Source organism: Duganella aceris (genome assembly GCF_011090165.1).
Classification (GTDB): Bacteria; Pseudomonadota; Gammaproteobacteria; order Burkholderiales; family Burkholderiaceae_D; genus Rugamonas; species Rugamonas aceris.
The window spans coordinates 637289-659876 of the sequence record NZ_JAADJT010000001.1 but is presented as its reverse complement, the minus strand read 5'-3'; the positions used below and the strand labels follow the sequence as shown (position 1 = coordinate 659876).

Below are 22588 nucleotides of genomic sequence, written 5' to 3'. Positions count from 1 at the left end.
CACAATGCGTTGTCATTGCAACGCAGAAGGACGCCAAGCGCAGCGGGGTGTACATCGCGCCGAGCGCGCGAAATTTTACGTAACGGGAGCAGAAGTGGGCAAAGGCAGGTTGGAAGCATTCAGCGATGGCGTCATCGCGATCATCATCACCATCATGGTGCTGGAACTGAAGGTGCCGCACGGCGCGGATCTGGCGGCGCTGATGCCGCTGGTGCCGGTGTTCTTCAGCTACGTGCTGAGCTTTATCTACGTCGGGATTTTCTGGAACAACCATCACCACATGCTGCACGCCTCGTCGGTGGTGGACGGCCGCGTGCTATGGGCCAACTTGAATTTGATGTTCTGGCTGTCGCTGATCCCGTTCACCACCGGCTGGATGGGCGAGAACCATTTCGAGCCGCTGCCGGTGGCGCTGTACGGGGTGATGCTGTTCATGTCGGCGCTGGCGTACACGCTGCTGGAAAAAGCCCTGATCGCCCGCAACCCGCGCGACGCGGTGCTGGCGCTGGCGGTCGGCAAGGAGCGCAAAGGCATGCTGTCGGCGCTGCTGTACCTGCTGGCGGTGCCCGCCGCCTTCGTGCACGTCGGCATCTCGTTCGCGCTGTACGTGCTGGTCGCGGTTCTGTGGTTCCTGCCCGACCGCCGCATCGAAGCCAATATGTTCAGCAACTAAATTGGATCGTTGACTAGCCTGACGATCTATGGACGTAGCGTTTATCGGCTGCAGCGATGATCAGGCTTTGAACGATGGCTGGTGATGTGAGTCCAATTTGAAATGCCAGGACAGGACTGATCTTGTCGCCATTGATGATGTAGATCGCTACCACGGCACTCCCGAGGAGCGGAAGTGTCAGGAGCAAGAAAATCATATAAATAATATAGCGTCTGCGCGAAAGTTTTTCTTCTCGTTTGCGATTGAAATGCTCCACCATCTTAAGCCCGAACAGGACCATGCCGCCAAAGCCCGCAATGTACAGCAGCGTAGTCGAGGATAGAAGAAGTGGAACGGCAGAAAGATTAGACCACATCGTCTAACGAAATCCGATGGCTAGCAAACATATCAACCAATTGAGTCGTCAGCGTGGCGGTTTGATAAAATTTTTTCTTTGTTGTTAGCAGCAATTCGCCATCGGGACTTCTTCCTGGATAAATTTTGAGTAAGCTACGTAGCTCCAGATCCGGCTTGATTGCGCGAACCAGTGAGCGTTCCTCCAAACCCAGCGCCTGGGCGATTTGCTTGATGGTCAGCGCCACGAGTGGCGTGTCCTCCAGAACAGCGATAATCTGTTGGCGTGATTCTATGTCGGACGCATCCAACAGTGAGGTGGACGAAGTGTTCATCAAAATGCCCTCCTGACGAAAGACCGCGAAATTTAAGGAGATAAGTTTACGCCGCGTAGTCCGGCGTGTCCACGCCATGCCCGCGTGATATTGATATGACGCATGTCGGAGCTCAGCCTCCGGGCAATTCCAAAGCCTGTTGCTTGGCCTCAGCGATTCCACCGCGCCAGAACATTGCAGGCAAAAAGGCTTGAGTTGTTGGGTGTTCATTTCTATGGTTAGTTGTTGCGCGACAGCCTCAGTGTCGCTGCAAAGCTGATAAGAAAACCAAGCTTTCTTCGGAAAAACTCCTTGGATTCCGTGCAAGTGCAGTGCAGCATTTTTCGGCCGTGACGACCGCCGCGACACGCTGCTATGATCTTGCGCTTCCCTGCTGCGCTTTGTCGTGTCAGCAATTCCCTGGCGTTTTTTGAAAGATGATCCATGTCCCGTCCTCAAATGCTCGTTGTCGCGGCCGCCCTCGGCCTGGCTTTCTCCCAGACCGTGCTGGCCGCTCCGGCCGCGCTGGCCGGCAATCCGCTCGCCACCGCCAGCACGCTGCCGTTCAATTACCCGGCGTTCGACAAGATCAAGGATGAACACTTCGCGCCGGCCTTCGTCGAAGGCATGCGTATCCAGCTCAAGGAAATCGAGGCCATCGCCAACAGCAAGGCGGCGCCAAGCTTCGACAACACCATCGTGGCGATGGAGAAGTCCGGCGCGCTGCTGACCCGCGTGCAGACCACCTTCGCCAACCTGCAAGGCGCCAACACCAACGACAAGCTGGACGCCATCGACAGCGAGATGTCGCCCAAGCTGGCCGCCCACGGCGACGCCATCTACCTGAATCCCAAGCTGTTCGCCCGCGTCAAGTCGCTGTACGACCAGCGCGACAAGCTCAAGCTCGACGCCGAATCCAAACACCTGCTGGAACGCTATCACACCGACTTCGTGCGCGCCGGCGCCAAGCTGTCGGCCGCAGACAAGGAAAAACTGAAGGCGCTGAACGGCGCCATCGCCACGCTGCAAACCAGCTTCACCCAGAACGTGCTGAAGGAAACCAACGCCTCGGCGCTGATCGTCGACAGCCGCGCCGAACTGGCCGGCATGAGCGAAGCGGCGATCGACGCCGCAGCAGCCGCCGCCAAGGCCAAGGGCCTGGACGGCAAGTTCTCGGTGGCGGTGGTCAACACCAGCGGCCAGCCGCCGCTGGCCGAGCTGACCAACCGCGCCGTGCGCGAAAAACTGATGGCGATCTCGCTGGCGCGCGGCAGCCACGGCGGCGAATTCGACAGCCGCGAGCTGGTGCTGAAGATCGCCAAGGCGCGCGCCGAGAAGGCCGCCCTGCTGGGCTACGCCAACTTCGCGGCCTATTCGCTGGAAGACCAGACCGCGCACGACACCGCCGCCGTCAACAAGCTGCTGGGCGAGCTGGCCAAGCCGGCCGTCAACAACGCGAAGAAGGAAGCGGCCGACCTGCAAGCCGTGGTCGATGCCGGCAAGGGCGGCTTCCAGGTCGACGCTTCCGACTGGGCCTTCTACACCGACAAGGTGCGCGCGCAGCGCTTCGCCTTCGACGAGAACCAGCTCAAGCCTTACTTCGAGCTGGACAGCGTGCTGACCAACGGCGTGTTCTACGCCGCCAACAAGCTGTACGGCCTGTCGTTCAAGGAGCGCAAGGATCTGCCGGTGTACAACCCGGACGTGCGCGTGTTCGATGTGTTCGACGCCGACGGCAAGCAGCTGGCGATCTTCCTGGCCGACATGTACGCCCGCTCCAACAAGCAGGGCGGCGCCTGGATGAACGAGTACATCTCGCAAGCCTCGCTGCTGGGCACGCATTCGGTGGTGGCGAACCATCTGAATATTCCCAAGCCGCCGGCCGGCGAGCCGACGCTGCTGACCTACGACGAAGTCAAGACCGCCTTCCACGAGTTCGGCCACGCGCTGCACGGCATGTTCTCCAACGTGAAGTATCCGCGCTTCTCCGGCACCAACGTGCCGCGCGACTTCGTCGAGTATCCGTCGCAGGTCAACGAGATGTGGGCGGTGTGGCCGGAAGTGCTGGCCAACTACGCCAGGCATTACAAGACCGGCGCGCCGATGCCGAAGGAATTGCTGGACAAGGTGATCGCGTCGAAGAAATTCAACCAGGGCTTCCTGACCACCGAATACCTGGCCGCGTCGCTGCTGGACCAGCGCTGGCACCAGCTGACCCCGGCGCAGATCCCGACCGACGTGCTGGCGTTTGAAGCGGCGTCGCTGAAGGACATGGGCGTCGATTTCGCGCCGGTGCCGCCGCGCTACCGCACCACCTACTTCTCGCACAGCTTCTCCGGCGGCTATTCGGCCGGCTACTACGCCTACCTGTGGTCGGAAAAGCTGGACGCCGACACCGTCGAATGGTTCAAGGAAAACGGCGGCCTGCAACGCAAGAACGGCGACTGGTTCCGCGCCAAGCTGCTGTCGCGCGGCGGCACCGACGATGCGATGAACCTGTTCCGCAACTTCCGTGGCCGCGATCCGGTCATCGAGCCGCTGCTGGAACGCCGCGGCCTGACCGGTAAATAATATAAATAATATACAAGGATAATCATGAACCGTACCCACCTCCTCATCGCCGCCGGCGTCGCCGCCATCTGCGGCGTCGCGCACGCTGCCGAGCCGGCATCGATGCTGCCGGCCAGCAATCCATTCGCCAAGGCCAGCAAGCTGCCGTTCAACTACCCGGCCTTCGACCAGATCAAGAACGAAGACTACGCGCCGGCCTTCGCCGAAGGCATGCGCCAGCAGGCGGTCGAGATCGAAGCGATCGCCAACAACAAGAAGCCGGCCACGTTCGACAACACCATCGTCGCGATGGAAAAATCCGGCCAGCTGCTGTCGCGCGTCTCCAGCGTGTTCGGCAACCTGTCGGGCGCCAACACCAACGACAGCTTCAAGGCGCTGGAGCGCGAACTGTCGCCGAAGCTGGCCGCGCACAGCGATGCGATCCGCCTGAACGGCAAGCTGTACGCCCGCGTCAAATCGCTGTACGACAAGCGCGACAAGCTGCACCTGGACGCCGAGTCCAAGTACCTGCTGGAACGCTATAACACCGACTTCGTCCGCGCGGGCGCCAAGCTGTCCGACGCCGACAAGGAAAAACTGAAGGCGATGAACGCCGAGATGGCCAAGCTGCAGACCACCTTCGCGCAGAACGTGCTGGAAGAGGCCAACGCTTCGGCGCTGATCGTCGACAGCCGCGAGGAACTGGCCGGCATGAGCGACAAGGCGATCGACGCCGCCGCAGCCGTCGCCAAGACGCGCGGGCTGGAAGGCAAGTTCGCCATCCCGGTGGTCAACACCACCGGCCAGGCCAACCTGGCGGTGCTGACCAACCGCGCCGTGCGCGAGCGCCTGATCGCGGCGTCGACCGCGCGCGGCAGCCACGGCGGCAAGTACGACAACACGCAAGTGGTGCTGCAACTGGCCAAGCTGCGCGCCGACAAGGCCGCCTTGCTGGGCTACCCGAGCTACGCCGCCTACGCGCTGGAAGACCAGACCGCGCACGATCCGGAAGCGGTCAACAAGATGCTGTCCGAGTTCGCCCGCCCGGCGGTCGCCAACGCCAAAAAAGAAGGCGCCGAGATCCAGCAGGTGATCGACAAGGAAAAAGGCGGCTTCCAGCTGGCCGCGCAGGACTGGTCGTTCTACAGCGACAAGGTGCGCGCCGAGCGCTTCGCCTTCGACCAGAACCAGCTCAAGCCCTACTTCGAGCTGAACAGCGTGCTGACCAACGGCGTGTTCTTCGCCGCCAACAAGGTCTACGGCCTGTCGTTCAAGGAGCGCAAGGATCTGCCGGTGTACAATCCGGACGTGCGCGTGTTCGATGTGTTCGATGAAAACGGCAAGCAGCTGGCGATCTTCATCGCCGACTTCTACGCCCGCAGCAACAAGCGCGGCGGCGCCTGGATGAACGCCTACGTGTCGCAGTCGTCGCTGATGGGTACGCATCCGGTGGTCGCCAACCACCTCAACATTCCGAAGCCGAACGACGGCGAGCCGACGCTGCTGACCTACGACGAAACCCGCACCATGTTCCACGAGTTCGGCCACGCGCTGCACGGCATGTTCTCCAACGTGAAGTATCCGCGCTTCTCCGGCACCCGCGTGCCGCGCGACTTCGTCGAGTTCCCGTCGCAGGTCAACGAGATGTGGTCGGTGCAACCGGCGGTGCTGGCCAACTACGCCAAGCATTACCAGACCGGCGCCGCGATGCCGCAGGAATTGCTGGACAAGGTGATCGCGTCGAAGAAATTCAACGAAGGCTTCCGCACCACCGAGTACCTGGCCGCCTCCATCCTGGACCAGAAATGGCACCAGCTGGGCGCGTCGCAGATCCCGAGCGACGTGCTGTCGTTTGAAGCCGCGTCGCTGAAGGCGGCCGGCGTCGACTACGCGCCGGTGCCGCCGCGCTACCGCACCACGTACTTCTCGCACGTGTTCTCCGGCGGCTATTCGGCCGGCTACTACGGCTACCTGTGGTCGGAGAAGCTGGACGCCGACACCGTCGAATGGTTCAACGAAAACGGCGGCATGCTGCGCAAGAACGGCGACTATTTCCGCAAGATGCTGCTGTCGAAAGGCGGCACCATGGATGCGATGCAGATGTTCCGCGCCTTCCGCGGCCGTGACGCCAAGATCGAACCGCTGCTGGAACGCCGTGGCCTGACCGAGAAGTAAACGCCTTCCGTTATGCAACGAACCCGGGGCTGGACGCGATTTGTGTAGAATCGTGTCCAGCCCTCTTTTATTGAGTAAGATAATGAACAACGAACTGCACGGCGTGACGCTGGAAGCCATCGTGACCCGTCTGCATGCGCACTACGGCTGGGAACAACTGGCGCAACGGATCGACATCAACTGCTTCATCAGCGATCCGAGCATCAAGTCCAGCCTGAAATTCCTGCGCAAGACGCCGTGGGCCAGGACCAGGGTCGAAGAACTTTACGTGGCCACCAACTTTAGCGATTGAACCAGACAGGGGACGATGATGGACACCAATTTGAAGGCTTCGTTGAAATCGCTGCACAGCTCGCTGGCAACGACCGGACCGATCGACGAGGAACTGCAGGATCTGCTGCAACAGCTCGACGGCGACATCAAGCAGCTGCTGGAGCGCCGCGCCGAAGAGGCCGAACTGGCCGCCGCCGGCGGCACCACCACCTACGGCCTGGCCGAGCGCACGCAGGAAATCTCGGCCAAGTTCGCCGTCAAGCATCCGCAACTGGAGCCGGCGCTGCGCGAACTGGGCAACATCCTCAACAGCATGGGCATCTGAGAACCCGGGGCAGCAAAGGCCCCGGGCAGCCGGCGTTACGGAAACGCCAGCATCGGCGGTTCCATACCGCCAAAGCTGATTTCAGGATGGCGCTTGGCGATCATCCCTTCGATTTCTTCCACCCTTCCCACCGGCACGTCGACGATCAGCAGCACCTTGCCCTCGTCGATCGGCTGCGTGAACTGCTTGAGCCGGGTGTTCGGCACGGCCGCCGCGTTCATCCCCGAGGCCCAGCCGCCGAACAGCGCGCCGCCCAGGGTCACCAGCAGGATGGCGGCGGTGCGCATGGTCATGCCCTCGACCGGGAACAAGGTCAGGAACACGCCGGCGCACAACCCGACCATGGCGCCGATCACCACCCCCAGCTGGGCGCCGTGGACCAGGTCGGTCCGCTGCACGAAGCTGCAGTCCGGCATGTCCGGCGGCAGCGGTTCGCGTCCCATGAAGCGCATGTGGCCGATTTCGATCCGCGCCAGCAGCAGCTCGTCCCGCATCGCCCGCGCGCTGTCCAGGTCCGGCAGCATGAAATAGAGTCGGCGTCGCATGATGGTCTCCTTCATGATGGTGATCTAACCGTTATAGCAAGCATGCGGCGCAAAGCAATGTGAGACTGTCATCATTTCCACACAAGTGTTTGATAGTAAAAGATTTTTTAATTTCGGCGCGAGCAGGGCGCGGGCATTTCCGGTACAATGCTGTCCGATATGAGCTCCCCTACCCATTTATTTGCGACCGTCCCGAAGCGGTCTGCCCGCGCTGCCGTTGCGCCTTTCCTGCCGATGTCCCGCGCCGAGATGGACGCGCTCGGCTGGAAAGAGTGCGACGTGATCCTGGTCACCGGCGACGCCTACATCGACCATCCGAGTTTCGGCATGGCGCTGGTCGGCCGCCTGCTGGAGGCGCAAGGCTTCCGCGTCGGCATCATCTCGCAGCCGGACTGGACCTCGGCCGAGGCCTTCCGCGCGCTGGGCAAGCCGCGCCTGTACTACGGCATCACGGCCGGCAATATGGATTCGATGGTCAACCGCTACACCGCCGACCGCAAGATCCGCTCCGACGACGCCTACACCGCCAACGCCGAGCCGAACAAGCGGCCCGACCGCGCCGTCACCGTCTACGCCCAGCGCGTGCGCGAAGCCTATCCGGGCACGGCGGTGGTGATCGGCTCGATCGAAGCCTCGCTGCGCCGCATCGCCCACTACGACTACTGGTCGGACAAGGTGCGCCGTTCGGTGCTGACCGATTCCAAGGCCGACCTGCTGATCTTCGGCAACGCCGAGCGCGCGCTGGTCGACCTGACCCACCGCATGGACGCCGGCGAGGACATCAAGACCATCCGCGACCTGCGCGGCACCGCCTTCCTGGTGCCGCACGGCTGGCTGCCCGACAGCGACTGGGGCGTGCACAACAGCACCCGCATGGACACGCCGGGCAAGATCGATACGCATATCGATCCGTATATGATGGTGCAGCAGAACACCTCGTCGTGCGCCACCGAGAACGGCGGCGCCAAGCCCGACGGCGAAGTCAACGAGGCGATGGTCGAGCCGAAGCCGGTTCAACCTGCGGCGCCGGTCGAGAACGTCAAAGTGATCCGCATCATGAGCCGCGAAGAACGCCAGGCCATGGCCAAGGAAAAGCACAACAAGACCGTGGTGCGGCTGCCGTCGTACGAAACCGTCAGCGCCGATCCGGTGATGTACGCGCACGCCTCGCGCGTGTTCCACCTCGAATCGAACCCCGGCAACGCGCGCGCCATGGTGCAGGCGCACGGCGAGCGCGACGTCTGGCTGAATCCGCCGCCGCTGCCGCTGCGCATGGACGAGATGGACGGCGTCTACGACATGAACTACGCGCGCGCGCCGCATCCGTCGTACGGCAAGGCGCGCATCCCGGCGTGGGAAATGATCCGTTTCTCGGTCAACATCATGCGCGGCTGCTTCGGCGGCTGCACCTTCTGCTCGATCACCGAGCACGAGGGCCGCATCATCCAGAGCCGCTCGGAGCCGTCGATCCTGCGCGAGATCGAGCACATCCGCGACAAGACCAAGGGCTTCACCGGCACCATTTCCGACCTGGGCGGTCCGACCGCGAATATGTACCGGCTGGCCTGCAAGGATCCGAAAATCGAGGAATCGTGCCGCCGCCTGTCGTGCGTCTACCCGTCGATCTGCGTCAACCTCGGCACCGACCATAGCAAGCTGATCTCGCTGTACCGCAAGGCGCGCGCGATTCCCGGCGTGAAGAAGATCCTGATCTCGTCGGGCCTGCGCTACGACATCGCGGTGCGTTCGCCGGAATACGTCAAGGAACTGGTGACCCACCACGTCGGCGGCCTGCTGAAGATCGCGCCCGAGCACACCGAAGAAAACACGCTGTCGAAGATGATGAAGCCGGGCATCGGCGCCTACGACGAGTTCAAGGAAATGTTCGACCGCTTCTCGCTGGAGGCCGGCAAGAAGCAGTACCTGATCCCGTACTTCATCGCCGCGCACCCGGGCACCACCGACCTCGACATGCTGAACCTGGCGCTGTGGCTGAAGAAGAACAACTTCAAGCTGGACCAGGTGCAGACCTTCATGCCGACGCCGATGGCGATGGCCACCACCATGTACCACACGCGCCGCAACCCGCTGCGCAAGGTGACCGAGGATTCGGAAATCGTCGAGACCGCGCGCAGCGGCAAGATCCGCCGCACCCACAAGGCCTTCCTGCGCTACCAGGATCCGGAAAACTGGCCGATCCTGCGCGAGGCGCTGGTGGCCATGGGCCGTGGCGACCTGATCGGCAACGGCGACAAGCACCTGATTCCGTCGTGGTCGGCCGGCGAGGCCGACAGCAAGCCGAGCACCGACGGCCGTCGCGGCCCGGCCTCGGCGCTGCCGCTGCCGCCGGCGGCGCGCGGGGTCAAGCCCGGCGCCCGCTCCGGCATCGTGGCCGGCGCCCAGCCGCAGGGCCAGGGCCAGCGCGCGAATGCGCTGACCGGGTCGCTGACGGCGCGGCAGTCGCTGGAAACCAAGGTGCGCGCCTCCATCCTCGACACCATCAAGGTCAAGAAGCCGGCCGCCGCCGCGCCGCCGGCCAAGGGCGGCAAACCGGCCCCGCGCGGACGCCGCTGACACGGCCGCTGACCCGGCCGCCAACGAAGACACCTGCGGGTGTCTTTTTTTTGTTCATTCCCGAAAGAAATGTTGTTAAAGTATGCCATCGGCGTAATTGCGTGGATAATTCAAGCCTGCTCTGGCGATGTGGGCAAGGCGCTTGCGGCTACACTGGTCGCAAGCTGGCCACCGGTCCGGATGGCCCACACCGCAGACCTTATTCTGTGAACTGGAAGATCATGAAAAAATTTAAACTCTCGACCCTGATGCTGGCGCCCCTGTTCGCCGTGCTGGCCGCGTGCGGCGGCGGCGGTGGCGGCGGCTCGTCGACGCCGGCCGTGGTCACGCTGAAAAGCATCGCCGTCACGGCGGCGGGCCCGACCACGATCGCGGTCAACGCCACCCAGCAGCTGACCGCCACCGGCACCTATTCCGACGGCAGCACCAAGACGCTGACCACCGCCGTCGAGAGCACGCTGGCCTGGACCACCAAGTCCGGCGGTTCCGGCGTGGCGGCGGTCACCAACGTCGGCCTGGTCACCGCCAAGGCGGTGGGCACCGAGACCATCAACGCCACCGTCGGCGCCGTGGTCGGCACCATCAACATCACCGTCAACGCGCCGTGGACCCAGATCGCCGCCGGCGGCCTGCAGACCGTCGCCATGAAGGCCGACAACAAGCTGCACAGCTGGGGCTCGAACATCCATGGCCAACTGGGCGACGGCACCAGCACCGACCGCAAGGCGCCGGTGGCGGTGTCCGGCAACAGCACGCTGTGGAAACAGGTGGCCGTGGGCGACCAGTTCGTGGTGGCGATCCGCACCGACGGCACCTTGTGGAGCTGGGGCTGGAACCAGAACGGCCAGCTGGGCGACGGCACGCTGCTGGAGAAACTGGTGCCGACCCAGATCGGCACCGGCAAGGACTGGGTCTCGGTCGCGGCGGGCCGGGCCCACGTGGTCGCGGTCAAAGGCACGGCCGGTCTGCTGTACACCTGGGGCCGCAACGCCAACGGCCAGCTGGGCACCGGCACCACCGCCGATAAGCAGGCGCCGTTCCAGATCGGCACGGCCGCCTGGCTGGCGGTCGCGGCCGGCGAAAGCCACTCGCTGGGCATCCAGAAGGATGGCTCGCTGTGGGCCTGGGGCGCCAACACCTACGGCCAGGTCGGCAACGCCGCCCAGGGCGCCGACGTCACCGCGCCGGTCCGGATCGGCACGCTGAACTTCACCTCGGTGGCGGCCGGCGCCAACCACTCGCTGGCGATCCGCTCCGGCGGCACGCTGTACGCATGGGGCCTGAACACCGACGGTCAACTGGGCAACAATGGTTCGACCCAGCAGATCTCGCCGGTGCAGATCGGCACCGACACCAACTGGGGCATGGTGGCCGGCGGCGCCGCGCACTCGATCGGCGTGCATAGCGACGGCACCTTGTGGGCCTGGGGCTTGAACGAGAAGGGCCAGCTGGGTACCGGCGGCACGGACTCGCGCTCGCCGACCCAGGTCGGCAACCTGCAGACCTGGAAGGCGGTCGCCGCCGGCAGCGCGCACAGCGTGGCGCTGAAGGCCGACCAGACCCTGTGGACCTGGGGTCTCAACGATTCCGGCCAGCTGGGCACCGGCACCACCGCGCCGTCGTTCGTGCCGGTGAACGTGCCTTACGAGTAAGCGCCCGGCCCCCCGGGCGGCACACGACGGACGGCGGGCGCAAGCCCGGCCGTCCGTTGCTTTTTGGTGCGTCCGCCCCGCGCCGGCGCGCGAAGCGGCTACACTTAGCGGACTGCAACGCCACAGGATCCCGAGTGCCATTCAAGCCCTTCGCCATCGTCAAACTGCTCGCGGCCGCCGCCCTGCTGCTGGGCGCCGCCGCCGTCCAGGCGCAGGAAAAAGTCACGCTGCAACTCAAGCACGTACACCAGTTCCAGTTCGCCGGCTACTACGCCGCGCTGGAGCAGGGCTATTACCGCGAGGCCGGGCTGGAGGTCCGCATCCTCGAAGGCGCGGACGGCAACGAACCGGAGCGCGACGTGGTGTCCGGCAAGGCCGAGTACGGCGTCGGCAGCAGCAGCCTGCTGTTGTCGCGGCTGGCCGGCAAGCCGGTGGTGGTGCTGGGCGTGGTGTTCCAGCATTCGCCGTACGCGCTGGCGATGCGCCAGACCAGCGCCGAACCGGACATCCGCCGCATCCTCGGCAAGCGCGCCATGATCGGCACGCTGGCCAACGAGCTGGGCAACGCCGACGAACTGCTGGCCTACCTGATCAAGGAAGGCATTCCCGCCAGCGGCTTCGAGCGCGTGGCGCACAGCTTCAACCCGGACGACCTGGTCAACGGCAAGGTCGACGCGATGGCGATCTACACCACCAACGAGCCGGACACCTTCGACCGGGTCGGCTTCCCCTATGATATCTACAGCCCGCGCGCGGTCGGCATCGATTTCTACGGCGACAACCTGTTCACCAGCGAGCGCGAGCTCGCCAACCACCCGGAGCGGGTGCGCGCCTTCCGCGCCGCCAGCATGCGCGGCTGGCAATGGGCGATGAGCCACCAGGAGGAGGCCGCCGACCTGATCCTGAATAAATACTCGCGCCGCGCCGACCGCCAGCACCTGCTGTACGAGGCGCGGCAGATGGTGCCGCTGGTGCAGCCGGTGCTGATCGAGATCGGCTACATGAACCCGGAGCGCTGGCGCCACATCGCCGACGTCTATGCGGCGCTGGGCATGCTGCCGAAGGACGCGTCGTTCGACGGCTTCATGTACAACGTCGATGGCGAGCGCACCAACCTGGCCTGGCTGTACCGGGTGCTGGGCGGCATCGCGCTGGTGCTGGTGCTGGGCGCGGCGGTCCATTTCAGCCAGCTGGCGCGCGAACGCAAGCGCGCGCTGGAGGCGATCCGCCAGGGCGAGCAGCGCTTCCGCACCATGTTCGAGGCGTCGCCGCTGGGGATCGCGCTGATCGATTCGGTCAGCTACGAATATCGCGACATCAACCTGCGCTACCAGGAAATCCTCGGCCGCTCGCAGCACGAGCTGCGCCTGGTGAAGTGGCTCGACGTCGGCCATCCGGACGACGTGGTGCAGGTGAAGGCGCAGATGGCCCTGCTGGCGAGCGGACAGATCAGCAGTTTCAAGGCCAACAGCCGGCTGTTCCGGCCGGACGGCACGCTGGCCTGGATCGACGTCTCGGTGACCGCGCTCGACGTCCCGGCCGGCGGCGCGCCGCTCCACCTGTGCATGATCGAGGACGTCACCGCGCAGAAGCAGAGCGAGGCGCTGATCTGGCAACAGGCCAACTTCGATACACTGACCCAACTGCCCAACCGCCGCATGTTCCACGACCGGCTGGCGCACGACATGCTCAAGAGCCGGCGCGACCGCACGCGCATCGCCATCCTGTTCATCGACCTCGACCACTTCAAGGAGGTCAACGATACGCTCGGCCACGCCCAGGGCGACGTGCTGCTGGTGGAGGCGGCGCGCCGCATCGGCGCCTGCGTGCGCAAGTCGGACACGGTGGCGCGGCTGGGCGGCGACGAGTTCACCGTCATCCTGGCCGAGCTCGATCCGGCCGAGCAGGTCGAGGGCGTCGAGCGGATCGCGCAGCAAATCATCGAGAGCCTGCGCGCGCCGTTCGCGCTGGGCCAGGAGCAAGCCTTCGTCTCGGCCAGCATCGGCATCACGCTGTTCCCGGACGACGCGCTCGACATCGACGACCTGCTCAAGCACGCCGACCAGGCGATGTACGCCGCCAAGGGCGCCGGCCGCAACCGCTACAGCCACTTCACGCCGACGCTGCAGGTGGCGGCGCTGAGCCGGATGCGCCTGACCAACGACCTGCGCGGCGCGCTCAAGGGCCGGCAGTTCGAGCTGTACTTCCAGCCCATCGTCGACCTGGCCAGCGGCGCGATCACCAAGGCCGAGGCGCTGATCCGCTGGAACCATCCGCAGCGCGGCGTGGTCAGCCCGCTGGAATTCATCCCGCTGGCCGAGGCGAGCGGCCTGATCCTGGAAATCGGCGACTGGGTGTTCCACGAGGCGGCGCGCTGGGTGCGGCGCTGGCGCTCCGAGCACCACGCGGAATTCCAGGTCAGCATCAACCAGTCGCCGCTGGAATTTCAGCGCGAGGGCGACTCCTACCAGCGCTGGCTGCGCCACCTGGAATCGCTGCAACTGCCCGGCCAGTCGCTGGTGGTGGAGATCACCGAGGGTTTGCTGCTCGACGCCAACAGCACCGTCAGCGACAAGCTGCTGCAGCTGCGCGACGCCGGCATCCAGGTGGCGCTGGACGACTTCGGCACCGGCTACTCGTCGCTGTCCTACCTAAAGAAGTTCGACATCGACTACCTGAAGATCGACCGCTCCTTCACCCGCAACCTGGCGCCGGACTCCAGCGACATGGCGCTGTCGGAAGCGATCATCGTCATGGCGCACAAGCTGGGGCTGAAGGTGATCGCCGAGGGCGTCGAGACGCCGGAACAGCGCGACCTGCTGGCCGCCGCCGGCTGCGACTACGGCCAGGGCTACCTGTTCGCCCGGCCGATGCCGGCCGAGGAATTCGACTTGATGTTGCGCTCCGGATAGCCGGATTTCAATCGAATCACTCTTGCCATGGTGAACGAACTCAGGTGTAATGCGGGATAAATCATAGTAAATTACTAATTTATCCCATGCTCGCACTGCTCGACACCTTGACCCAACAAAACCGCATCCTGCGGCTCACCACGCCGCTGGGGGCGGAGCGTCTGGTGGCCGAATGCCTGCGCGGCGAGGAGGGTTTGAGCCAGCCGTACCGCATCACGGTGACGGCCTTGTCGAGCGACGCGGCGATCCCGCTGAAGTCGCTGCTGGGCCAGCCGGCGCTGCTGGAATTGATGACCGCGACCAGTCGCGACCAGTCGCGTCCGTTCCACGGCCACGTGACGGCGGCGCGCATGCTGGGCGCCGACGGCGGCCTGGCGCGCTACGAACTGACCATCGCGCCGTGGTACGCCTTCCTCGGCGCCGGGCGCGACAGCCGGGTGTTTCAGGACCGCACGGTGTTCGACATCCTCGACGCGCTGTTCGACGGCTGGCGCGACGCCGGCAAGCTGGCGCCGCAGTGGCGCTACGACATCGCCGACCGCGAGATTTATCCGAAACGCTCGCTGACCTGCCAATACCAGGAATCCGACCTGGCGTTCGCCGAACGGCTGATGCGCGAGGAAGGCCTGTTCTATTACTTCGAGCACAGCGGCGACGCCGCCAGTCCCGGCCTCGGCGGCCACACCATGGTGATCGCCGACCACAACGGCAGCTTCCAGCCCAACGCCCAGGCCAGCGTGCGCTTCAGCCAGCCGGGCGCGGTGATCAGCGACGACGTCATCGACCGCTGGCGCAGCGAGCTGCGCTGGACCGCCGGCGGCGTCGACCTGGCCAGCTGGGATTACCGCAGCAACAGCATCCGGCCGGTGTCGGCCGCCGCCGCCGATGCCGACCCGGCTGCGCCGGTCACGCGCGACGCCCCGGGCGCTTACGCCTACGCCTCGCGCGAACATGGCCAACGCATCGCCGCGCGGCAGATGGAGGCGCTGGAGGCGGGGCGGGAAATCTTCACCGGCGCCGGTACCGTGCGCACGCTCAGCCCCGGCACCACCTTCACGCTGGAGGGCCAGGCGCTGCTCGACGCCGGTGACGCGAGCGACCGCAGCTTCGCCATCGTGCGCGTGGTGCACCTGGCGCACAACAACCTCAGCACCGACGTCAAGCAGGCCGCCACGCTGGCGCTGGGCGTCAGCGCGCTGGCCGAGGCGATCACCAAGGAGCAGGCCGGCAGCCTGCACGCGGTCGGCCTGGACAAGGGCGAGCGGCCGCTATACCGCAACCGCATCGACGCCATCCGCGCCAGCGTGCCGTTCCGCAGCAGCGACGCCGACGGCCACGGCCTGCTGCTGCATCCGAAGCCGACCGTGCGCGGCCAGCAGACCGCGATCGTGGTCGGCCCGGCCGGCGCGGTGATCCACACCGACCGCGACCACCGCATCAAGGTGCAGTTCCACTGGCAGCGCGGCGAGCAAAGCCACAGCCGCCTGTCGCATCCGGCGCCGGACGGCCACAGCGGCGCGCCCGGCGACGACCAGGCCGGCACCTGGGTGCGCATCGCCACCGCGATGGCGCCGGTGGCCGGCGCCAACTGGGGCGCGGTGGCGGTGCCGCGGGTCGGCAGCGAAGTGCTGATCGATTTCATCGACGGCGACATCGACCGGCCGGTGGTGATCGGCAGCGTCTACAACGGCGGCGGCCAGCGCGACGCACAGAACAACCAGGTCAGCGCCGGCGCCGGCGCGGCGACCGGCAACGCCCCGGCCTGGTTCCCCGGCGACGCCGGCGCGCACGCGCATCCGGCCGCGCTGTCGGGCATCAAGTCGCAGGCGATGAAGGCCAGCCAGAGCGGCGCCAGCGCCTACAGCCAGCTGGTGTTCGACGACCATCCGGGCGAAGCGCGGGTGGCGCTGCAACGGCACGCGGCGCCGCACGAAGGCACCGACGAGCTGAACCTCGGCCACCTGCGCCACCAGACCGACAACCAGCGGCTGTCGACGGCCGGCTTCGGCGCCGAGCTGAAAACCGCGCACAGCGCCGCGCTGCGCGCCGGCCAGGGCATGCTGCTGTCGAGCGACGCGCGCAATGGCGGCAGCGGCGCGCAGCTCGACTCGCGCGAAGCCCAGGCGCAGATCGAGCAAAGCCTGGCGCTGCAAACCACGCTGGCCGAGACCGCGCAAAAACAGAACGCCAAACTCAAGGACGAACCGGAGCCGGCCAAGCTGCACGCGCTGGCGCAGATGCAGAACAGCGCCAAGGTGGTGGCGACGTCGGGCGCCGGCAAGGGCGGCGACGCCGGCGGCCAGGGCAGCGTGACCGCGTACAGCGAACCGTATCTGCAGTTGTCCAGCCCGGCCGGCATCGCCGCCGCGACGCCCGCCAGCGCCATTTTCTCGGCCGGTGGCACCAGCGGTTTCGGCGCCGGCCAGGACATCAACCTGGCGTCGCAGGGCAACGCCTTCAACCTGGTCAAGGACGGCATCAGCCTGTTCACCTACGGCAAGGCGACCAGCGCCGACAAGCCGAACCAGGAAACCGGCATCAAACTGCACGCCGCCAGCGGCAAGGTCAGCCTGCAAAGCCAGTCGGACGCCACCGGCATCACCGCCGACAAGGCGATCACCGTGGCCAGCGTCACCAAGAGCGTCACGGTCGGCGCCAAGCAGCACGTGATGCTGACGTCGCAGGGCGCCTACATCAAGCTGGAGGGCGGAAACATCATGATCCACGGGCCGGGAACGATGACGTTCAAGGCCTCGATGAAGGAGCTGACCGGACCGCAGAGCGCGAGCGCCGAAGCGCCGACGCTGCCGGCCGCCGGCACGGTCAAGTTGTGCGAAATGCGCGCGGCCGGTGCGGCCGCCGCCGGTGACAGCATGGTGGCGTTGTGAGCGGCAGCTTCGATCATCAAATCTTGAGCGATCATGCCTACGCCGTGGTGGATCCCGCCGCGCTGGAAGACCTGCCCGCAGGGATCCGCAGCGTGGCGCTGGTGCCGGCCAGCCTGGCGGCCAGCGAGCATCTGATGCCGAGGTTGATTGAGCTGCGCGGCATGCCCGACGCACTGGCCGGCGCGTTGCTGGAAGCGCTGTTCCAGGCGCAGGTCGCCGGCGAGCCGCCGCCGGTGGCGCTGATGGTGCAGAGCGATCTCGGCGCGGAAGAATTCGCCCGTTACTGGAACACGCTGCAACTTGCCACGCCGCAGCCCGGACGGCAAGCCTGGCTGCGGGTGCACGATCCCCGCGTGCTGCATCAGATGCTGCGCATCCTGAACGCGGCGCAGCGCCGCAAGCTGTTCGGCCGCTCGGAATATTTCACCTACTGGGCCGGCGATCAATGGCTGACCGCGTATGCCGACGATGAGGCGGCGCCCGGGGCGGCGGCCTGGGATTGGACCCGGGTGGAACGCATCGGCAGCATCAACCGCGCGCTCAGCGGCGCCGGCCTGCGCGACGCCGCCGCACTGACCACGCAAGGCGCGCTGGCCGAGCAGCTGATCGAGCGCGCCGGCGCCCGCCACGGCTTGACCAGGCAGGACGACATCGTCGAGTTCGCGACGCGCGGCCTGACCACCCGCGCCACCTTCGACGACCACCCGGCGATCGCGGCGCGCATCCAGCCCGACGACGACAGCAGCCTGGCCGACCGGCTGGCGCTGGTCGACGACAGCGTGTGGAATGCGCTGCGCCCACCTTTCAATACGCAATAGAGACCGAGCCCATGACCACTCCCAACAAATGCGAATACTGCGACAAGCGCGGCCTGCCGCTGCTGTTGGTGCGCCGTGGCGTCGCGGCGGCCAACACCGGTGCGCCGCTGGCGTCGCAGCTGCCGATCGCGCTGCCGGCCGGCGCCGCGCACTACACGCGGCGCCTGATCCGCACCGGCTACCTGAACGTCTACGACGAGGCGCGCAAGCGCTGGGACAGCTACTTCGTCACGCCCGACGGCTATTTCTTCAAGCTGCAGCAGACGCCGGGCGTCAAGCCGGTGGTGCCGGCCAAGCCCTTCAATTGTCCGGACATGGGCCATCGTGCCATCGCCAGTTGCATCACCGTATCCGATCCGAAGAACGCCACCAAGATCTGGCTCGGCTTCAGCGACGTGATGTGGACCGACGCGGTGCGCAAAGCGCACGGCGACGCCGCCTACCGCGCCCGCCACATGCTGGAGATCGACGTCCAGGCGGCGATAAACGGCGGCAAGGTGCCGGGCGCGCGGCCGATCGCGCAGGTCGCCGCCGTGGTGGCCGAGTATGCGCTGGATGCGAAGAAAGGCAAGTCGGCCTTCGGCTGGAACCCGGTCCAGTTCAACTCGCGCCACGGCCAGGAAGAACGGCTGGTGCGCGAATGCGACGCGATGCGCCCCGGCAAAGGGCTGATCGTCACGCTGCCCGATCCGGCCGGCATCGCCCAGGAGCTGGCGTTCCTGATGAAGCACAATGCCGACGTGTTCGTCGGCGCGGCGGACGTCAAGCGCAAGCTGGCGGCCAGCGGCGCCATCCAGGGTATCGAGCGCGCGGTGCGGGTACAGGCGGAGCTGGGCGAGATCTCCGGCGCCGAGCAGCTGGCCAACCAGCAGATCTCCAACAATCCGCTCGGTCACATGCTGTTCGAATCGACGCGCAAGCAAACCGAGAACATGCGCAATGTCACCGAACCGGAAGCCAACCGAGCGGCTAACGAGGGTTGGAAAAAATACGCGAAGAAGTTCAACGTCGCCGAGCGTCAGGCCTGGCAGAACAGCTTCAACCAGAAACTGCAGGCGCACGACGCGCAATACATCGCGCCGCTGGCGCACATCCACGCCGAATGGATGCAGAGCGCCGCGATGGTCAACTACTTCGAGTGCAACTACGACCGCAAGCAGGCGGACTCCGGCGCGGTCTATACCACGGTGCTGACGCATTGCATCACCGCGACCCAGGACAAGGGCGCCTGCTCGGAGCTGTACGACAAGTGGCTTAACGGCAGCATCGCCGACACCAGGAACCTGCTGTTGCAGGCGATGGTGCTGAACCAGAAATCCATCGCCGACGAGGTCAAGGGCGCCACCACGGTCAGCATCGACATGCGCCAGATCCCGTGGGACAACCTGTTCGCCACCTACACCACGGCGGTCGAGCGGCTCAGCGGCGGCGCGCAGGAAGCGTCGGCCAAGCTGATCGTGCAGGTCGCCGGTCCGATCTCGCGCATGTTTGGCAAGGTGATGGACGGCAGCGCCGGCTTCCGCGCCGCCGTGATGGCGACCGGGCTGATCTCCGGTCACCCGGTGGTGGTGTGCGACATCGTCGGCAGCAAGAAAGTGTTCCGCGCCCACCTGATCCGCGAGCTGTTCCGGGCCAGTGGGCAGACCGTCAGTGAAAACAAGATGAAGGCTGCGGTGGCCGCCGAACTCAAGCGACAACAGATCCACGGCGCACCGATGGCGGGCACCAACAAGCGGCGCTGGGTGATGCTGGCCGATAAGGAGATGATCGCCAGGATGCCGGCCGGCCTGACGCCGAAGCAGCGCGCCGACTGGCTGGCGCGCAGCATCAAGACGGTGGAGGCGGTCGAGGGCTTGAATCTGAGCCGCTGGCGCTCGGTCATCAACAACAATGTCCGCTTCGGCATCGTGGCCGGGCTGCTGCAGGCGGCCAGCCTGACCAAGTTGTTCGCCGACGAGGAAAAAAGCCTGGCCAATGAAAACTTCGACGCCAAGGGGCGGCTGTACGCCGGCACCGCCGCCGTCGCCGGCACCACCGCCGAAGTCATCGGCAATGCGCTGGCGTCGCGGGCGGCGCTGGGCATGCGCTTCGGCCAGGGGCTGGCCGTGTCGTCGGCGACCATCCTGAAGTTCGCCGGCAAGACAGCGGGCATCGTGGCCGGACTGGTGGCGGTGGTGCTGGACGGCCGCAAGGCGGTGGAGTCGGCCAACGAGAAACAGTATGGCCTGGCGTGGCTGTATGCCGGCTCGGCCATCGTCGGCGCGGGCTTGTCGATGGCCATACTGGGCGCCTCGATGCTGGGTGCGGCCGCGATTCCGGTGATCGGGATACTGGTATTGCTGCTGATCGGCATCGCCATCCTGATCGAATATGTGAAAGACAATCCGGTGCAGGATTGGCTGGAGCGCTGTCCGTGGGGCATACTCAGCGCGCAGCGTTATCCGGATATGGCGACTGAGCAGGCGCAGTTGACCCAGGCACTCAAGTGAAAGACAGTGATGGATTTTTTAGGTTTGATCGTCAAATACCCCGCCAACCGGCGTTTGAATGAGCAGGAGCGGGCGCATCATCTGAAGCAGAAGCAGCGCCTGGGCGTCGAGCCACACTACCAGCTCAGCGTCATCAAGATGAACTCCACCTATCTGGAGTCGGTGGACAAATGGTTTGCCTGGAAGGGCATGATCTCGGCGCTGGCCATCATCCTGCTGGCGATCTTCGCCAGCACCCTGGGCCTGATCTCGCTGCGCTGGCTGCTGGAGGCGGCCGGCGACAGTTCCGAAGATTCAGGCTTCCTGCTGGCCAACGGGCTGGGCATGGCTTGCGTGTTCGCCTGCCTAGCGCTGGCTTTGATCTGGCTGTTGCGCAAGGAGTCGTTCGCCTACACCCACTACCCGATGCGCTTCAACCGCAAGACGCGCATGGTGCACGTGTTCCGTCCCAACGGCACGGTGTTGTCGATGCCGTGGGACCAGCTGTATTTCACGCTGGGCCATATGGCGCAGTGGAACGACTGGGAAGTGCGCGGCCACGTGCTGGACGCCGACCAGGCCACCGTGCGCGAATCGTTCGCGCTGAGCTATGTGGGCTCGCTGAATCCCGGTGATGAGCACGATTTCGTCCGCGCGCACTGGGAGTTCGTGCGCCGCTACATGGAGGACGGCCCGCAGTCGGTGTCCGGCCAGGTGCAGTTCTGCATGCCGATCGACGTCCGCCGCGAAACCTTCAAGGTGGGCATGGAGCGCGTGTTCGCCAACATCGCCAGCGCGCCCTTCCTGCTGTACTACCTGCTGTTCCCATTGTGCCTGGTGGTGAGCCTGTTCCGCTGCATCGCCATCAACACCAGCAAAATCCCGCAATGGCCGGCCGAGGTGGAAGCGGCCAGCGCCATGACGCCTGGCGATCCATACGCGATGGAGGGTGATACGACCGGAGCGAGAGTGGCTGTCTTTCCCGAAGCCGCCTCGGCCGCCGGCGTGGCGTTCAGCGCCCCGCCCCGCGCAGTCAGATGAAAGTTGGGATCCCACTTCGCGCAATTCAGGTTCGCCTTAATAGCGAAAGTACATGGAACCAAACTCGGGCGTATCCAACGACGAGCGCTGTTTTTTGGAAGACTTCACAAGATCTATGTCTTGTGGATTTGGAAGGCCTAGCGTCACAAAAACTTTGTCGGCAACCTTTACAAAAGGCATCCATTCGGGAGACTTGATAATTAGACATTTTTCCTGCCAATTTAATCAGCCCTAATGGACGTGGATGGTTTATAAATTCGGTCATTTAGGGGACGTGAAATGCAGCGCGACAGGTTAGTAGCGAAAATACATGTAGCCAAACTCGAGGGTATCCTGTTCGGTCCGACGACCTTTCGATGATTTCACCAAGTCGATGTTGTGTGGGTTGGGAAGCGCTAGTGCGGAAAAAACTCGTTCGGACAACTTAACAAAAGGCATCCATTGTTTTGTCATACAGGCGACTGCAATGGCACAAAACACTGTAAGGCCTACCGGAATCCACCATCCGCCCTCGGCGAACAGTTCCTGCCAAAAATCAACTACGCCGCTCCAGCCGTTGGTCAGGAAAATCGCGGAGATACCGAGCTCCAAGGCAATCGAAACAATTAGCCACCACTTGACCGCGTTCTTGATATGTCGAGTTTTGGCGCGAGAGCAGTGTGGATAGAGACTGATCGTCTTGTCGCTTGGCCGCGCAATACCGAATACCTCATAATGATCGGCCTGCCATTCAGCGGCAACATCGACCATGTCGCCATTTTTGAATGGGCTGCGCCAGAGCCAACCTTTAACCAATTGACCGTTCAAAGAAAATTGCACATAGTCCGCCTCTTCTTCCATTGAAGTGGTGCTGCTGGCAACGGACATTGCCTGCCCGCCCATGCCTACCAGCGAAGCGGCGATAGCAACGACACCCAGCTTGGTCTGATCCGACTTGGTAAAAACAAAGCTTGCACGGTCCCTTTTCACGGAGTAATCCGAAATTTCGCCGTTGAGCCTAACCATGCCGTAGACGCATGGATGATTGATAACTGTTACCATGAATAT

Annotated in this window: 16 protein-coding genes; 12 read left to right on the top strand and 4 right to left on the bottom strand. The window is 64.7% G+C overall.

Features of this window, described 5'->3' with window-relative positions; translation table 11 throughout:
• The first annotated feature begins 94 nt into the window (after nucleotides 1-94).
• The gene (locus GW587_RS02820) at nucleotides 95-673 is read left to right on the top strand and encodes a TMEM175 family protein (RefSeq protein ID WP_166098251.1); all 579 of its coding nucleotides are present in this window, start codon (nucleotides 95-97) and stop codon (nucleotides 671-673) included.
• Between the two features lie 13 nt (nucleotides 674-686).
• On the opposite strand, the gene GW587_RS02815 is transcribed toward GW587_RS02820, so the two are convergent.
• Nucleotides 687-1028, bottom strand: a complete 342-nt coding sequence (locus tag GW587_RS02815; RefSeq protein ID WP_166098249.1) for a hypothetical protein — start codon at nucleotides 1026-1028, stop codon at nucleotides 687-689.
• Nucleotides 1018-1341, bottom strand: a complete 324-nt coding sequence (locus GW587_RS02810; protein ID WP_166098246.1) for a hypothetical protein — start codon at nucleotides 1339-1341, stop codon at nucleotides 1018-1020. The genes GW587_RS02815 and GW587_RS02810 overlap by 11 nt, the downstream gene beginning before the upstream one ends.
• Before the next feature lie 423 nt (nucleotides 1342-1764).
• On the opposite strand from GW587_RS02810, the gene GW587_RS02805 reads away from it, so the two are divergent.
• From GW587_RS02805 to GW587_RS02790, 4 genes are all read left to right on the top strand, one after another.
• A complete protein-coding gene (locus tag GW587_RS02805; protein ID WP_229259259.1) occupies nucleotides 1765-3891 on the top strand; it encodes a M3 family metallopeptidase in 2127 nt (708 codons plus the stop codon).
• Between the two features lie 24 nt (nucleotides 3892-3915).
• Nucleotides 3916-6045: a M3 family metallopeptidase gene (locus GW587_RS02800; protein WP_166098244.1), complete on the top strand. Its 2130-nt coding sequence runs from the start codon at nucleotides 3916-3918 to the stop codon at nucleotides 6043-6045.
• 82 nt (nucleotides 6046-6127) lie between these two features.
• A complete protein-coding gene (locus GW587_RS02795) occupies nucleotides 6128-6337 on the top strand; it encodes a VF530 family protein (protein ID WP_166098241.1) in 210 nt (69 codons plus the stop codon).
• Nucleotides 6338-6352: 15 nt separating this feature from the next.
• Nucleotides 6353-6643, top strand: a complete 291-nt coding sequence (locus tag GW587_RS02790) for a DUF4404 family protein (RefSeq protein ID WP_308495369.1) — start codon at nucleotides 6353-6355, stop codon at nucleotides 6641-6643.
• A 35-nt stretch (nucleotides 6644-6678) separates the two neighbouring features.
• On the opposite strand, the gene GW587_RS02785 is transcribed toward GW587_RS02790, so the two are convergent.
• Entirely contained in the window at nucleotides 6679-7188 is a 510-nt protein-coding gene (locus GW587_RS02785; RefSeq protein ID WP_229259258.1) for a DUF1269 domain-containing protein, read from the bottom strand.
• A 159-nt stretch (nucleotides 7189-7347) separates the two neighbouring features.
• Here GW587_RS02785 and GW587_RS02780 point away from each other — a divergent pair, with 159 nt between their 5' ends.
• From GW587_RS02780 to GW587_RS02750, 7 genes are all read left to right on the top strand, one after another.
• Nucleotides 7348-9762 carry a YgiQ family radical SAM protein gene (locus GW587_RS02780; protein ID WP_166098238.1) on the top strand — a complete coding sequence of 805 codons (2415 nt, stop codon included), beginning with the start codon at nucleotides 7348-7350 and terminating at the stop codon, nucleotides 9760-9762.
• A 221-nt stretch (nucleotides 9763-9983) separates the two neighbouring features.
• Entirely contained in the window at nucleotides 9984-11414 is a 1431-nt protein-coding gene (locus GW587_RS02775) for an RCC1 domain-containing protein (RefSeq protein ID WP_166098236.1), read from the top strand.
• Nucleotides 11415-11548: 134 nt separating this feature from the next.
• Nucleotides 11549-14326 (top strand): EAL domain-containing protein, encoded by a 2778-nt coding sequence (locus GW587_RS02770; RefSeq protein WP_371875535.1) that lies wholly within the window; start codon nucleotides 11549-11551, stop codon nucleotides 14324-14326.
• Nucleotides 14327-14412: 86 nt separating this feature from the next.
• Nucleotides 14413-17214 carry a type VI secretion system Vgr family protein gene (locus tag GW587_RS02765; protein ID WP_166098232.1) on the top strand — a complete coding sequence of 934 codons (2802 nt, stop codon included), beginning with the start codon at nucleotides 14413-14415 and terminating at the stop codon, nucleotides 17212-17214.
• Nucleotides 17215-17237: 23 nt separating this feature from the next.
• Entirely contained in the window at nucleotides 17238-18032 is a 795-nt protein-coding gene (locus tag GW587_RS02760) for a DUF4123 domain-containing protein (RefSeq protein WP_166098230.1), read from the top strand.
• Nucleotides 18033-18043: 11 nt separating this feature from the next.
• Nucleotides 18044-20521 (top strand): T6SS effector BTH_I2691 family protein, encoded by a 2478-nt coding sequence (locus GW587_RS02755; RefSeq protein WP_166098227.1) that lies wholly within the window; start codon nucleotides 18044-18046, stop codon nucleotides 20519-20521.
• Nucleotides 20522-20530: 9 nt separating this feature from the next.
• A complete protein-coding gene (locus GW587_RS02750; protein ID WP_166098225.1) occupies nucleotides 20531-21541 on the top strand; it encodes a DUF6708 domain-containing protein in 1011 nt (336 codons plus the stop codon).
• Nucleotides 21542-21835: 294 nt separating this feature from the next.
• On the opposite strand, the gene GW587_RS02745 is transcribed toward GW587_RS02750, so the two are convergent.
• On the bottom strand, nucleotides 21836-22582 hold the full coding sequence (locus tag GW587_RS02745; protein ID WP_166098223.1) for a putative type VI secretion system effector: 747 nt from the start codon (nucleotides 22580-22582) through the stop codon (nucleotides 21836-21838).
• Nucleotides 22583-22588 lie beyond the last annotated feature (6 nt).